At 65.1% G+C, this 14033-nt stretch carries 13 protein-coding genes and 2 tRNA genes; 8 read left to right on the forward strand and 7 right to left on the reverse strand.

Features of this window, described 5'->3' with window-relative positions; all coding sequences use genetic code 11:
• The first annotated feature begins 41 nt into the window (after positions 1-41).
• The 8 genes from HWX58_RS14090 to ccsB all read left to right on the forward strand — a co-directional run bounded on the left by HWX58_RS14090 (position 42) and on the right by ccsB (position 9490).
• Positions 42-980 carry a cytochrome c oxidase assembly protein gene (locus HWX58_RS14090; RefSeq protein WP_175988805.1) on the forward strand — a complete coding sequence of 313 codons (939 nt, stop codon included), beginning with the start codon at positions 42-44 and terminating at the stop codon, positions 978-980.
• On the forward strand, positions 981-2603 hold the full coding sequence (gene lnt / locus HWX58_RS14095) for an apolipoprotein N-acyltransferase (protein WP_175988807.1): 1623 nt from the start codon (positions 981-983) through the stop codon (positions 2601-2603). It abuts the gene before it with no gap.
• 433 nt (positions 2604-3036) lie between these two features.
• On the forward strand, positions 3037-3612 hold the full coding sequence (locus HWX58_RS14100; RefSeq protein ID WP_175988809.1) for a M23 family metallopeptidase: 576 nt from the start codon (positions 3037-3039) through the stop codon (positions 3610-3612).
• Positions 3613-4421: 809 nt separating this feature from the next.
• Positions 4422-5081: a TlpA family protein disulfide reductase gene (locus tag HWX58_RS14105; RefSeq protein ID WP_175988811.1), complete on the forward strand. Its 660-nt coding sequence runs from the start codon at positions 4422-4424 to the stop codon at positions 5079-5081.
• A complete protein-coding gene (locus HWX58_RS14110; RefSeq protein WP_175988813.1) occupies positions 5078-5842 on the forward strand; it encodes a cytochrome c biogenesis CcdA family protein in 765 nt (254 codons plus the stop codon). The genes HWX58_RS14105 and HWX58_RS14110 overlap by 4 nt, the downstream gene beginning before the upstream one ends.
• The gene (gene resB, locus HWX58_RS14115) at positions 5823-7502 is read left to right on the forward strand and encodes a cytochrome c biogenesis protein ResB (protein WP_175988815.1); all 1680 of its coding nucleotides are present in this window, start codon (positions 5823-5825) and stop codon (positions 7500-7502) included. Before HWX58_RS14110 ends, resB begins: the two co-directional genes overlap by 20 nt.
• Positions 7503-7711: 209 nt before the next feature.
• Entirely contained in the window at positions 7712-8392 is a 681-nt protein-coding gene (locus tag HWX58_RS14120; protein WP_227531105.1) for a M23 family metallopeptidase, read from the forward strand.
• Between the two features lie 69 nt (positions 8393-8461).
• Positions 8462-9490 carry a c-type cytochrome biogenesis protein CcsB gene (gene ccsB, locus HWX58_RS14125; RefSeq protein WP_175988817.1) on the forward strand — a complete coding sequence of 343 codons (1029 nt, stop codon included), beginning with the start codon at positions 8462-8464 and terminating at the stop codon, positions 9488-9490.
• Between the two features lie 110 nt (positions 9491-9600).
• Here ccsB and HWX58_RS14130 read toward each other — a convergent pair whose 3' ends face one another.
• From HWX58_RS14130 to HWX58_RS14160, 7 genes are all read right to left on the reverse strand, one after another.
• Positions 9601-10959, reverse strand: coding sequence for a M23 family metallopeptidase (locus HWX58_RS14130; protein ID WP_175988819.1), 1359 nt, complete (start codon positions 10957-10959; stop codon positions 9601-9603).
• Positions 10960-11068: 109 nt separating this feature from the next.
• On the reverse strand, positions 11069-11614 hold the full coding sequence (locus HWX58_RS14135; RefSeq protein ID WP_175988821.1) for a site-specific integrase: 546 nt from the start codon (positions 11612-11614) through the stop codon (positions 11069-11071).
• Positions 11615-11760: 146 nt separating this feature from the next.
• Entirely contained in the window at positions 11761-11976 is a 216-nt protein-coding gene (locus HWX58_RS14140) for a helix-turn-helix transcriptional regulator (RefSeq protein ID WP_175988823.1), read from the reverse strand.
• A gap of 206 nt (positions 11977-12182) precedes the next feature.
• Positions 12183-12256: transfer RNA gene (locus HWX58_RS14145), tRNA-Met, on the reverse strand.
• 33 nt (positions 12257-12289) lie between these two features.
• A tRNA-Thr gene (locus HWX58_RS14150) sits at positions 12290-12361 on the reverse strand.
• A gap of 50 nt (positions 12362-12411) precedes the next feature.
• Positions 12412-13524, reverse strand: coding sequence for a M23 family metallopeptidase (locus HWX58_RS14155; protein WP_250646274.1), 1113 nt, complete (start codon positions 13522-13524; stop codon positions 12412-12414).
• 149 nt (positions 13525-13673) lie between these two features.
• Positions 13674-14033 (reverse strand): inositol monophosphatase family protein (locus HWX58_RS14160; RefSeq protein ID WP_284690614.1); only part of this gene is annotated, 360 nt, incomplete at its 5' end.

Raw genomic sequence — 14033 nt, forward strand, 5'->3', positions numbered from 1 at the left:
CCTGCGGAGCTCGTCGATATCCAGGCTGTGAGGTCTGTTCGATGAGCCCCTGGATCCCGGAATCTCCTCCGACGCTCGCCGACTACTTCGCTGTGCTTCCTGGCCCCCTTCCTGTGTTGCCGATGCTGGCGACGGTCCTGGCCGTGGTGTACCTGGCGGGTGCGATCCGTCTATGGCGCCACGGGCGACGGTGGCCCGTGTGGCGCACGGCCAGCTTCCTCCTGGGATGCGTGCTACTTGCCGGTACCACCGGCCTTGGCGTCGAGGCCTACGGACATGCGCTGCTGTCGGTGTTCATGTTCCAGCAGTTGACGCTGATGATGGCGATCCCTCCTCTGCTGGTGCTCGGCTCCCCCGGGACCCTCCTTCTGCGCGCCACCCCTCACCGCGGGGTGGGACGGGTTGTTCTTCGAGCAGCACACGCCGGGTTGCGTAGCCGTGCAGCCCGGTGGGTACTCAGCCCCTGGTTGGCCCTGCCGATCTATCTGGCGGCGTTCTACGGCCTGTATCTGGCAGGCCTCGCTGACCGCATCCTCGCCACCATCGGGGGCCATATGGCACTCGAGGTCGCATTCCTCGTCGCCGGGGTCCTGTTCACCATCCCCGTGCTCAGCTCAGACCCGCTACCAATGCGGCTCAGCCACGGCGGGCGTGCGATCGATGTCTTCGCCGAAGCTGCTCTGCACGCGTTCTTCGGCGTCTTCCTGATGATGGCGACCACCATGCTCGTCACCCAGTTCGTCTCACCCACAGAGGCTCTCGGTCTCGACCCGCTCGAGGACCAGCGCCTCGCCGGAGGACTGGCATGGTCATACGGGGAGGCACCCACCTTGCTGATGCTCGTGTACGTGATGCATCGATGGTTCCGCGAGGACACAGCCCGTGCTGCAGCGGAAGACCGGTACGCAGACGTGCACGGCACGACCGAGTTAGATGCGTACAACGCCTACCTTGAGACGCTGCATAAGAAGGACGCCTGAATGACGACCACCGAGCTCCCCCGCTCCCAGCCACCGGCAACCGGTCTCAAAGCCCACGCCGTGAGGCTCTCCGACGCGCCGATGCTGCGCCTGCGCATCGCACTGCCCCTCGCCCTCGTCGCCGGCGTGCTCCTCGACCTGTCCACTCCCGACGTCGGATGGTGGCCGCTCGCGTTCATCAGTGTCTCGCTCTCCCTCGCGACCCTTATCGGACGAAGCATCGGCGGTGCCGTCGCGGTCGGGCTCCTGTTCGGCGCCGGCTTCTACACCCTCCACCTCGCCTGGGTGGGCCAATTCTTAGGCCCCGTGCCCCGCCTTGCTCTCTCCGGCCTGGAGACGCTCTTACTGGGCCTCGGGGCCATCCCCCTTGCTCTCGCCTACCGGTGGACGCGCCGTTTCCCGCGTCGTGGCGCGATCCAGATCGTCGTCGTGTCAGTGATGATCGGTGGGCTGTGGACCGCCCGCGAAGTCGCCGTCGGCTCCTGGCCGTACAGCGGGTTCCCGTGGGCGCGCCTGGGGATGACACAGGTGAACGGCCCGTTTCCGGAAGCGGCTTCCTGGATCGGCGTCACCGGGCTGTCGTTCCTCGTTGCTGTGGTTTCTGCCGCGTTGGTGCAGTGGATTCGCGCCGGCGGCCTGACATTCCCACAAGGATCCATCTTCCCGGTCGTCATCATCGGCGTCCTCGCCGTGACACCGCAGTTCCCGACCACCAGCGCCGGGACCTTCACCGTCGGGTGGGTGCAAGGCAACGGCCCGTCCGGATACTTCGACGAAAAGGCACCCGGAGACATCCTCCGGACATATTCCTCGGCCACCGAGCCACTGTATGGGGAGCCGATGGATCTCATCGTGTGGCCGGAGGGAGCCATCGACTCCGATCCGCTCCGCGACCGCGACACCGCCACGAAGTTGGACCAGATCGCCACTGCTGCCGGAGCACCGCTCCTGGTCAACGCTGCAACCGCCCGCGGAGAGAAGACCTTCAACACCTCGATCCTGTGGACGCCCGGAGCAGACAAACCTCAGCTTCACGACAAGGTGAACCCGGTGCCCTTCGGCGAGTACGTGCCCGACCGATGGCTGTATGAGAAGATCGCGCCAGATCTGGTCGGTCTCATCCAACGCGAATACACCCCCGGGACGAACCCACCCGTCGTGACCGTGGGCACAACACGTGTGGGCCTGGCGATCTGCTTCGACGTGATCTTCGACGACGTGATCCGCGCCGGCGTCGAGGGCGGCGCGGGGCTTTACGTGTTCCAGACGAACAACGCCGACTTCCGCGGCTCCGACGAGAACCTGCAGCAGCTCGCCTTCGCGCGAATGCGGGCGATCGAGACAGGCAGGTCGGTGATCAATGTCTCCACGGTCGGAACCAGCCAAGTCATCGATCCTGCAGGGAAAACCGTCGACACGATCGGCGTCGACGTCGCGGCTGCCAACATCACCACGGTTCCGCTGCGCACGGGGCTGACGGCCGGCGTAACCCTCGGCCCTTGGCTGTCCTTGCTCGTGCCCGCGGCGGCGCTCGCGCTCGTCGCCATCGCAGGATTCATCGATTTTCGTCGACGTCAACCCGATCGTCGACCCCACCCGCTGGAGAGGAGACCCGCACCTTGACTTCGCCCCGACCCCACCTCTCGAGTCCCGAGAAGCGTCTGCGTCGTGATCGCACCGGCAGACCGGATACGCACGCCGCTGAGCCGGCGGACGAGGAACATCCACTCACCCGTGCCGCCCTCCGGCGGCAGCGTGCGGTATCCGTCCCGAGTGTGAGCGAGCAATCGCCCCTCCAGTCGGACGAGGCGCGGACCAGGACCTCCCCTAACCGGGAGACCGGCCCCGAGACCCCGCTGGCGCCCTCCGTCTCCCCACGCACCCCTGTGCGGTCGAGGCAGTTGACAATGTCTACCCTTGCCGGTAATCGCGTCGGCAGGAAGCTGTTGGCCATCGGCGTTCTGGCGGTGGCAGGATCGTTCGCGGTCGGGATGACCATCCCCGCCACCGTCGCAGGTGGCCCAAGCTTGGATACCGCAAGCCGGTACCGCACCCCGTGGAGACGACGCAGGTTTCGGATGATCAGATCCGAGCCTTCGTCACTCCGGGCGAGATACGCACCGAACAGTTGGACAGACAAGGCGGCTTCAGCGTCGCTTCGGTCCCGGATCTCGCCGCCGTGGCGGGAACCAGACACTTCACCGGCGCCATCCTCGCCGACCCGAGCGCCGCAGTGCAGTGGCCGTTCCCGGTCGGCGTTCCCACCTCGTCCAATTACGGTCCCCGTGGGGGTCGGCAGCATGAGGGCGCCGATTTTGCTCCCGGGGAGGGAGCGGAGATCCAGACGATCGCCGATGGAGTGGTACCCATCGCCACGGAACAAGGCGGCGCCTTCGGCGTGACCGTGTACATCGAACACGTTGTCGATGGTCGTACCGTCTTCAGCCGCTACGCCCACATGCAGTACGGTTCGTTGATGGTGTCCGAGGGACAGCAGGTCAGCGCAGGACAGAAGGTCGGTCTCGTCGGCAATACAGGCAGGAGCTTCGGGGCACACCTACACCTGGAGATCACGGCTGAGAACGAGAAGGTCGACCCTGTGGCATGGCTGCAGGAGAAGACCGGTAGGTAGTCGGGGTGCGTGATCGATGGATGGATGCCCCCGCGCCGCGGGTACTGCGGACCCTCGCCTCTCTCTGGGGTCAATCAATTGTCACTCGCGAGTTCGAGCGCGACGCGATCGCCGGGATATGCTCGCAGTGATGGCATCACCGGCACGCTTCCCCGCTCTCGGGCGGTCACCCGCGCGTGCCCTGATAACGGGTCTCATTCTCACAGTGTGCACGGCTTTACTCTTCGCCCTCGGTCTCGCATGCGCGAGCGCTGAAAGAGCCACGGACGCCTACAACACCGGCTCGAACATTGCACTTCACGGCTCGTTGACGGACGCCGCAACAGAAGAAGAGACCACCACGGCAGACGCTCCCGCGAACACCGATCTTATGGTGGGCACGCACTCCGGGTGGTCACGCGCCTCCACCGGGTCCGCCCTGTGCGCCCTCGGCCTACTGTGCGGACTTCTTGTCACGATTCTCGCGCGCCGCTTGTGGAACCGTCCGCAGGTGCGTGATCGCGTGCCCAGCCTTATTGCCCCGCCATGCGCAGTGGTGGCACCCTCCCGATTTCGGACGATCGCGCCGTCGCTGACACAGTTGAGCGTGTCGCGAACCTGAGCTCGCGGTACCCGCCGGTCTCGCTGTCACTGCGGTCACAGTCGTAGACCGTGCCACCTTGCGAGGTGCCGCCCTCGTAGCCGACCGGATAGATCTCGCTCACCTCGCTGCGAACCGGAGGCACTCCGATGCGCTAGCTCATAGAGCCGCTTCCCTCATCGCACGATTCTCTCGTCGTCCGTGAACCGGACCAATCCCTGGACTTCACATGAGCCTCGAACAAACAGATTCCCCCGCCCGCCCCTACGGTATTAACAGACGCAGTGCGTATCGCCGCCGGGCGCTCACGGCGCTGACGACGGTGCTCGTCCTCAGCGTGCTCGGCGCCTGCGCCCCGAATGACTCCCTTGCGCAGCAGTACCGCGCCGGCGATGAGAAGGGATATATAGCCGGCGACTTTCAGGTCGTGGAGATTCCCGAATCGGAACGCGGCGAGCCGGTCGTGTTCGATGGTGTCACGGAGATAGGCACGTCGGTTTCCAGTGACGGCTACCGCGGCGAGGTGCTGGTAGTCAACTTCTGGTACGCGGCATGTGGTCCGTGCATCGTCGAAGCGCCTCTCCTCGAGCAGGTCTGGCAGGAGTACCAGAACGATGACGTATCCTTCCTCGGAGTCAACACCTACGACCAGCCGGCCACCGCGCTCTCATTCGCCAAAGACAACGGTGTCACATACCCGAGTGTGATCGACGTCGTTGACGGAAGAGTCAAGCTTGCCTTTGCCCAGGCCACGCCGATTCAGGCTACTCCGACGACCCTCGTCATCGACAGGCAAGGACGGGTGGCCGCGCGGATCATCGGGCAGCTGGCCAGTGCGTCGATTCTGTCGACCTTGGTCAGTGACACCCTCGACGAGGATGTACCGTGAGTCCCGGAGCAATGATTGTCGACGGCGCCCTCTGGGTCGCCATTCCGGTCGCAATCCTGGCGGGCCTGGTGTCGTTCGTCTCCCCGTGCGTCTTACCGCTTGTCCCGGGGTACCTCGGATATCTGGGAAGCGCGACGATCGCACCGGTGGGCCAGTCTAGGCGGGACCGAGCAGTGGCGCCCGAACGTGCCCGACTTCTTGCGGGTGTTGTGCTCTTCATTGCCGGTTTCACGGTCGTCTTCGTCGCAGTGACGGTGCTTGGGGGCGCCTTCGGTCTCGTGCTCCTGCAATACGCCAACGTCCTCACCCGGGCATTCGGCGTTGTCATCATCGTTCTCGGTTTCGTCTTCATCGGTTTCTTCGGCATCGCCCAGCGGAACGTTCGCCCACGAATTCAGAACAGAACCGGCCTGATCGGGGCACCGCTGCTCGGATTCGCTCTCGGAGTCGGGTGGACTCCATGCATCGGCCCGACTCTCGCCGCAATCATCTCGATGTCGTGGAATCTCGGCGACCCAGCCCGCGCGGGGCTGTTGGGACTCGCGTACTCGCTGGGCCTGGGCATCCCTTTCCTTGTCCTCGCTGCTGGATGGGGCTGGGCGTCTCGGTCCGTGACATTCCTGCGTCGTCATGTCCGCGCTTTGAACATAGTCGGCGGATCAATGCTTATCGCCCTCGGCGTGCTCATGGTGACCGGGGCGTGGACGACGCTGATGTCCCAACTGCAACAGGTGGTGATCAATGTCCCCCTCCCGATCTGATCTCCGAACGGAAACGACGACAGATCCGCTGCGCCCCAGCGATCATGCCGACGCTGCCGTTCCTAGCGAGATCGCCCAACCACATTTAGGGTTCATCGGATGGCTCCGCTGGGCATGGCGCCAGTTGACCAGCATGCGCACCGCGCTCCTTCTGCTCCTCCTGCTCGCCATCGCCGCGGTCCCCGGGTCGCTGTTCCCGCAGCGCAGTGCCGATCCGAATGGCGTCACCCAATGGGAGAGAAACAATCCAGATGCGTTCCCGATCGCAGATGCCGTCGGACTGTTCGACGTGTACCTCTCGCCCTGGTTCTCCGCGATCTACTTGTTGTTGTTCACCTCGCTGATCGGGTGTGTCATTCCGCGCGCAAAGTACCACTACAAAGCGCTGCGCTCGCGCCCTCCCCGCACCCCGGCCAGGCTCAATCGGCTGCCAGCATTCGCCGAGGCTACCCTCCCGGGCGCCGGCGACGTCACGGCGACGACCGCGGTCGACCTCGCCGCAGAACAGTTGCGGAAAGCCGGATACCGGGTGGAGCGCTATGATGCGCGCGGCACCTTCTCCGTGTCCGCCGAACGGGGATATCTGCGAGAGACGGGCAACCTGATCTTCCACCTCGCCCTCGTCGGTGTTCTCGTCTCCGTCGCGATCGGAGGATCGTTCGCCTACACCGGGCAACGCGTCGTCGTGGAAGGCACGACCTTCGTCAACGCGCTCAGCGACTACTCCTCCTTCAACCCGGGACGCTTCGTCGACGGCACAGGTCTTGCCCCCTACTCACTGACACTCGACACGTTCGGGGTCTCGTACCGACTTCCGGGGAGCGCAGGAGCAGGACAAGCCGGAGATTTCGACGCGCAGGTCACGATCCGCCAGTTCGGCAGGGAAGACCGCAAGCAGAACGTGATCGTGAACTACCCGATCACTGTCGAAGGCGACCGAATCTTCTTGCTCGGGAACGGCTACGCCCCCACGATCACTGTCCGCAACGCCGACGGAGAGGTCGTCTACAGCGAATCGCAGCCCTTCCTACCTCAGGACTCGAACATGACGTCGCTTGGCATCATCAAGGTTCCGGATGGTCTGCCCGAGCAAGTCGGGCTCGTCGGGTTCTTCTATCCCACACGCGGCGTGCTGGACTCGGGCGCATACACCTCGATCTACCCGGACGTCGTCAAGCCAGTACTGACGTTCAACGTCTTCAGCGGTGATCTCGGCATCGACGACGGCACGCCACGGTCCGTGTACACGCTCGACGTGAGTGGGCTCACCCAGCACACCGGCGGGGAGAGCAGTCAGGACTCCCTCGAGCTGACCCCTGGCGCAACGGTAGATCTGCCGAAGGGTTGGGGGACGGTGACATGGGAGTCCGTCTCCGAAGATAAGCCGGTGAAGCGGTTTGCATCGCTTCAGATACAGAACGATCCCAGTAGCGGCTGGGTGCTGGGATTCTCCGTACTCGCAACGCTGGGGCTCTTCGCTGGACTCTTCGTTCCTCGCCGTCGTCTCTGGGTCAAGGCGCAACCGAGCGCATCTGGCGTGCGAATCGAGTATGCGGGGCTTGCACGAGGGGATGACCCGGCTCTGCAGCGCGCGGTCGACGATCTCGCGATGCATCACGCGGCCGGGCTGCGAAACGAGACACCGGAGAAGTCACTGTGAAGATACACCGCCCACGAAAGAGCACGCATGTCGATACCGGCTCGCCCCCGTCGACCCTGCCCCAGAACCACACGACGACGCGGCGAGTTCTCCGTCGCAACGATCAGGGCCCCGTCCGTCCAAGATCGCGTCACCGCAAGGTGCTACGGCGATCCCGCCAGAAGTCACGCGTCAACCGGTCCGCGCAGAAGGCGACGATCTTTACTGCGGTGGGCGCGCTTGTCGCCGCCTTCGCCCTTCCCGCGTATGCGAGCCCTCCCGTGGATGCCGCAGATTCGCTGACTCTTCAACAGGTCGCCGCGGAAGAGTCAGAATCCTTGGTTGTCGCCTCCGATGTATCGCCGACTCCGCTCCAGCGGGGCACCTTCTCGGCGACGACGCCAGATGAGATCGCGAAGAAGAAGGCTGACGAGGCTGCCGCCGCCAGAGCGACAGCCAACGCCCAGGCCGCCTCGACCCGCTTCGACTTCAGCATGGTCTCCCCAGGAAGCGGTCTCGTGCGCTGGCCCTTGGGCGGACCCTTCACGGTCGGCGACCGCTTCGGGGCACGCGCCGGTGCGCACATGGGCACCGACATGTTGGCCGAGGGCGGGACACCCGTCTTCGCGGCACTCGACGGGGTCGTGCGGGTCTCCCAGGATAGCTACTCCGCGTATGGTGTTGCAATCGTCCTGGAATCGGTCGTGAACGGAAGGCGCGTCAGCACCGTGTACCCGCACATGCGCACCGGAAGCCGTCAGGTCGGCGTCGGCCAGACCGTATCGGCGGGACAACTGATCGGCCTCGTCGGCAGCACCGGACGGTCTACCGCAAACCACCTCCATTTCGAGGTGTACATCGACGGACAAGCCGTTGACTCGCTGAGCTGGCTCGAAGCGAACGCAGGCTGATATGTCCCTCCCGCCGGCCCACCACACACTCGCCCGTAACCGCCCCCTTGATCTGGAGCATGATTCGCAATGAATGACGTCGACCCGCTCTCCCTCGACAGCATCTCCCTTCTGCTCGTCTGGACTGCCATCGCCACCTATCTGTTGGCGTTCGTCGCCTTCACTATCGACCTCGCCCAACGCGCCGCCCGCACAACCGTGCCGCAACGTGAACGGGAGCTCACCGGAGCAGGCAGTCCCGCACGCACTCCCGCGCCTCTGGACCTTCAGGATCCGCCGGAGTCACCAGACAGTATCCTGGTTCCGCCGTCGCAGAGGCCGCGCCTGTTGTGGGCGAGAATCGGGACCTCGCTGACGGCGCTCGCATTCGTGTTCCATCTGGCCGGAACCGTCACCCGCGGCATCGCCGCCGAACGCGTCCCCTGGGCGAACATGTACGAGTTCGCCCTCACTGGCACCGTCCTGATCGTCGCCGTCTACATCGCCGTACTACGACGTTACGACCTCCGCTTCCTCGGCGCGTTCCTTATCGGCATGATCGTGCTCCTTCTCGGTGGCGCCACGATCAGCTTTTACGTCGAGGTCGTCCCGTTGATGGATCCCCTCAAGAGCATCTGGCTCGTCATCCACGTCTTCGTCGCATCCCTCGCCACCGCGTTGTTCGCCATCGCATGCGGCATATCCATCACACAACTACTGCAGAACCGGAAGGCACGCCGACTCGCACGAGCGTCGACCGACGCTCACCGAACTCCCCGGTCGAGCTTCCTGAACACGCTGCCCGCGGCGGATGCGCTGGAAACTCTCGCGTACCGGTTCGCGATCGTCGGATTCATGTTCTGGACCTTTACCCTGATCGCCGGCGCGATCTGGGCGAACGACTCGTGGGGCCGCTACTGGGGCTTCGACGTCAAGGAGGTCTGGACGTTCGTGATCTGGGTGCTCTACGCCGGCTACATCCACGCCAGAGCTACCCGCGGTTGGCGCGGATCCCCCTCGGCGTGGTTGTCCATCGTCGGCTTCGTCGCTGTGCTGTTCAACTTCACGATCGTCAACATGTACTTTCAGGGCCTGCACTCTTACTCCGGTCTCTCGTGACCTTGAGGTTCCGACGAGACGATGGCCATTAGGCGCTGAAAGGGCGTGCACTCGAGCTCGGTCCCACAGGAGTGCAAGACCTCCGATGAGCAGGCAGTCGGGCGGCGTTATCAGACGTAAACGCCGCGCTCCTCCATGAACCTCACGGGGTTGGTGTATCCGCCGTTGATGTAGACCTCGAAGTGCAGGTGGCATCCGAAGGAACGTCCCGTATCACCTGCATATGCGATCACTTGCCCCGAGTTCACCCACTGCCCTTGTCGCACAATGATCCCCCCGGGTCTGATGTGCGCGTAGCCGGTGCCGACTCCCCCGCCATGCTGGATGCGAACGTAGTTTCCGTAGCCACCGTTGGCGCCGGCATAGTCCACGGTCCCCGAATTGGCAGCGTAGATCGCCGCGCCGCATCCGTTGGCAAGGTCGGCGCCGTAGTGGTAGCTCGACGAACAGCCCTGCGGCCCGCACATCGGCGTTCGAGGACCGTAGCTCGAGCTGCGAGCTCCTCCGTGGGGACGGACCCATCCGCCGCTGCCTGCGGTTCCACCGCCTCCCCCGTTGCCTCCTCCGTTGGCGGCGGCTTCCGCAGCTTCCCGCTCGCGGCGCGCCCTCTCCTCAGCCTCTCGTGCCGCGACACCAGCCTGGTACCCGGCAACGGTTTGCGTGGTGGTGTCTGTGAGAGCGGCCAGCTGGGCCTTCATCGTGTCGAGATTCGCAGTCTGTTCGTCGAGCGCAATCCGCGCTGCCTCTGCCGCCTGCTGAGCAGCTTCCATTTTCTGTTCAGCGATCCGCTGAAGACGGTCACGCTCGTCACGTGCTACCTGTGCCTGATCGGAGAGGGACTGCGCAGCATTGCGTGACGAGGCGGCCTTGTCGAAGATCGACTGGTTGTACTCGAGGAATTTCTCCATCGTGCCGAGCCGAGACAGGAGTTCGTCGGCGTTCGCGCCGGAGCCGGAGAAGAACAGCTCGAGGGCGGTGTCGTCGCCCCCGCTCCGGTATAGCTGGGCGGCGACCTGGCCGGCTCGGCGAGCGGATTCATCGGCGATCTTGGCTTGTTCGTCCGCCTGAGCTTGCAGGGATTCGGCTTCGGTGATCGCAGCGAAGTACTCCTGTTGTGCTGCAAAGAACTCGTCGGACGCCGTCTTCGCGGCCGCTTCCGTCTCGGCGACGTTCTGGGTCAGGGACTGGATCAGGCTTTCGATGCGCGTCACCTCAGCCGCTTTGGCGGCCTCGTTGTTCTTGGCGCGTTGCACATCGTCCCAGCTCGGATAGGAGTCCGCATACGCAGCGGACACTCCAGAGGAGACACCGAATGCGGCGAGGGCGACGACTCCGAGCGCGCCGAGCGCGAAGGCACTGCGCCGCGTGATTGTCCTCCCCCAGAGGGAGTCACGCTCCGCGGCGGTGGGGGCGCAACTGCAGTCCTGAGCGGCCGCGGCTGCCGCGTCCGTTGCGAGCCGTTCGTTCACGGTGATCCTTCAGGGTCGTCGTGTTCCACCGGGCAGGATCGTGCGGGACTGCGGAGATCTCGCATCCGGAGAATTCTGTCTCTCCCATGCTCGCGCGGTATCCATCTGGTCACGCCATCGGCGCACCGAGGTGCTCCGTGAAGCGGTGGTGCGACGCGAAGCTCGAATCGCCAAATGGTCCCGCGAGTCCCTGCACGTGCTCGGGTGGGTCATCGAGATCATGCTCGGCTCCGGACTGCGGATCAACGAGGTCCACCTGTGCGACCGTGAGGCTCTTCGGCACCTTCCGCTTCTTCTGCTGACGGCGAAGGGACCTCATGGGGTTGTGCTCGATGACTCCGTTCTCGATCGCCATGGCGAAGGCTCCGTTGAGCGCCACTCGGGCCTGCTGCAGCGCGGCTTCTCCTCGCGCCTCCTCGACGGCTTTCAGCATGCGTTTCACTCGCAGAGGCTGCCGAGCTTCGCCGATCGGGATGGCGCCGATGAGGGGGTCGAGCCATGAGATCGTGCTCTTATAGATCCGGACGGACTGCTTGCGGATCGCGCCGTCGCGGTCTTCAATCCAGAGCCCGAAGAGGACGGAGAGGGGCGTGTCCTCGCTCAGGGACTCCGCTCCGAACACCATGCGGAGGACCTCGGCCTTGAGTGCCATCAAGGCGAGGGCCTCAGTCTCACCGATCGCAGACGGGCGTCGATCGTTTCCGCCGGCGTCTCGAGTTCGGCAGCGCGCCCGGAACCCGCCGCGGACGGGGGTGAAGGTCACGCTGCCGAGCTCGCCGACCTTCAGTGGCCGGCGACCCATCAGGCTGCGCCCTTGCTCGCCGTCGGAGCGATCGGTGTCTGCGCGTTGATCCAGTCGGCAACGTCAGCCTCGCGGTACCGCGCGTGCTTGCCGACCTTGATGCAAGCAGGCCCGTCTCCGGTGATCCGCCAGGATTCGAGGGTCCGTTTGGAGACCTGGAGGATCTCCGCGACCTCGTCGGTGGTGAGCAGTCGAGCGATCGTGATGTCCGTCATGCCGAGCACATACCCGGTGTTAACCGGATCGTGTTCGGGGGTGCTCGTACGAACCGGTAGCACCTGCGCAGGAGGTTCGCGATCGGCCTCGTTCTCGGCGATAAACGGACCAAAAACGGATCGGGCCCCTTGTCGGGGCCCATCTGTGTTCCACATACACGTCCTCGATTTCCGCGGATTTCCGCGTGTATCAAGGTGGAACGAAGTAGCAGGAGCGGGGCTTGAACCCGCGACCTCACGATTATGAGTCGTGCGCTCTCACCAACTGAGCTACCCTGCCGCACGGCTTTCCGCCGGTGAGGCGGAAGCTGCGAGCCCCGAGTCAGGATTGAACTGACGACCCCTTCCTTACCATGGAAGTGCTCTGCCACTGAGCTATCGGGGCGTTGTCACCCGTGAAGGCAACCACACGAGAATACCATCACTTCGGCGTTCTCACGAAACCGGGGAGACCCCGTCGTTCCTCCCGGCGTTCTCGCTGAACCAGGGAAGCGGATCGATCGTCGAGCCGTCGACGATGAGCTCGAAATGCATGTGCGCACCGTACGAGCGGCCGGTGTTGCCGACCTTGCCGATGATGTCGCCGACCTCGACCGTCTGACCCGCCACGACCTGCAGCGAGCCGTACTGCATGTGCGCGTAGTGGCTCGTGATGAGCTTCCCGTCGATCATGTGATCGATGTAGACCGTGACGCCGTAGTTGCCGCCGGATTCGGTCGCGATGCGGACCTTGCCGTCGGCGATCGACTGCACAGGGGCGCCATCGCCGGGGAGCAGATCGAGCCCCTCGTGCAGCGTGCCGTTGCGCATGCCGTACCCGTAGCTCATGCCGACACCGACGATGAACGGCCACTGGATCGCCGCCGTCGGGTCGTTGGTGTAGATCCGGTTGGAGTACGAGATGCCCTGCTCGGCGGCAAGGTCGATCAGCGATGCCGCCGAGAAGCCCTCCGAACGCTGCATGGCCTCGTTCTGGACGTCGGACGATGCGACGTACGCCTGGATCTCGTCGGTCTCGGAGGAGGAAACGCTCTGGGATGCCGCGACCAACGACATCGCGGCGGAGGTCTGACCGCCCTGAGCCGCGGCGAGCGCCTCGGCCGGAAGGGTCATCGAGACGGCGAGCATCCCCGCGATCCCCATGATGCCGACGGTGGCTCCGGCCGCGAAGACCTTGCGGCGGCGTCCAGCGCGACGCGAGGCCGTATGGATCTCGGTGGCCGCGTTGGGCAGTCGCTGCACCGACGGGGCCTGAGCGACCGGGAGGCTGCTGGTGACGGCCGCGAAAGCCCTGGATGCCGCGACGAAGGCGTCCTCCGCGAGCACTGGGTCGTCGACGGAGTCGGACGCGATCGCGGTCGGGGCCGGCTCCTCGATGACCGTTTCGACGACGATCTCGGTCGCGGCGGCGCGCATGCGCTCGCGCAGCGCGCGGCGGGACAGCGGCGAAACCGGAACATCGGAGGGAGCTGCCGGCGACGCCTCTTCGATGGTCACCGAGGTCGCGGAGTCCGCGTTCCGGTGACGGCTGGAGCGGCGCGTGGGCACAGACTCAGCCGGGGAGGTGTCGAAGGGCAATGCAGTCTCTCGGGTGACTCGTCGAACTCGGGGGACCTGCGCATTCGGGTTGCGCCGGTAACGAACGGATAAACCCTACCGCGGCGCCACTGGGAAAGTCATGCGCGCCGCGGTTGAATTCATGTTTCGAGCACAGCCGACAGACGGGCGTGCAGCTCGGGCCCCGCAGCGATGATCATGGGACGGGCGGATGCCGTGTCGATGCGGGTGACCAGCCCACCCGCCTCTTCGACGAGGAGCGCCCCCGCGGCGAAGTCCCACGGCTTCAGTCCGCGCTCGAAGTAGCCGTCGAGCCGCCCCGCCGCGACGTACGCGAGGTCGAGGGCCGCTGAGCCCATGCGCCGGAGATCGCGGGCGAGCGGCATCACCCGGCGGACGGTCGCCAGGTCACCGTCGTGCGTCGCCGGATCGTATCCGAACCCGGTCGCCAGAAGCGCACCGGCGGGGGTGGGCCCCCTCACACCGCGCCCCCGCCCCCC

The sequence above is a fragment of the Microbacterium tenebrionis genome, assembly GCF_903645325.1.
GTDB classification, from domain to species: domain Bacteria; phylum Actinomycetota; class Actinomycetes; order Actinomycetales; family Microbacteriaceae; genus Microbacterium; species Microbacterium tenebrionis.

Coding starts and splice junctions, on each gene's coding strand:
- HWX58_RS14140 (WP_175988823.1), bottom strand. CDS start 11,976: ATGACGGACATCACGATCGCTCGACTGCTCACCACCGACGAGGTCGCG.
- ccsB (WP_175988817.1), top strand. CDS start 8,462: ATGAATGACGTCGACCCGCTCTCCCTCGACAGCATCTCCCTTCTGCTC.
- HWX58_RS14105 (WP_175988811.1), top strand. CDS start 4,422: ATGAGCCTCGAACAAACAGATTCCCCCGCCCGCCCCTACGGTATTAAC.
- lnt (WP_175988807.1), top strand. CDS start 981: ATGACGACCACCGAGCTCCCCCGCTCCCAGCCACCGGCAACCGGTCTC.
- HWX58_RS14090 (WP_175988805.1), top strand. CDS start 42: ATGAGCCCCTGGATCCCGGAATCTCCTCCGACGCTCGCCGACTACTTC.
- resB (WP_175988815.1), top strand. CDS start 5,823: ATGTCCCCCTCCCGATCTGATCTCCGAACGGAAACGACGACAGATCCG.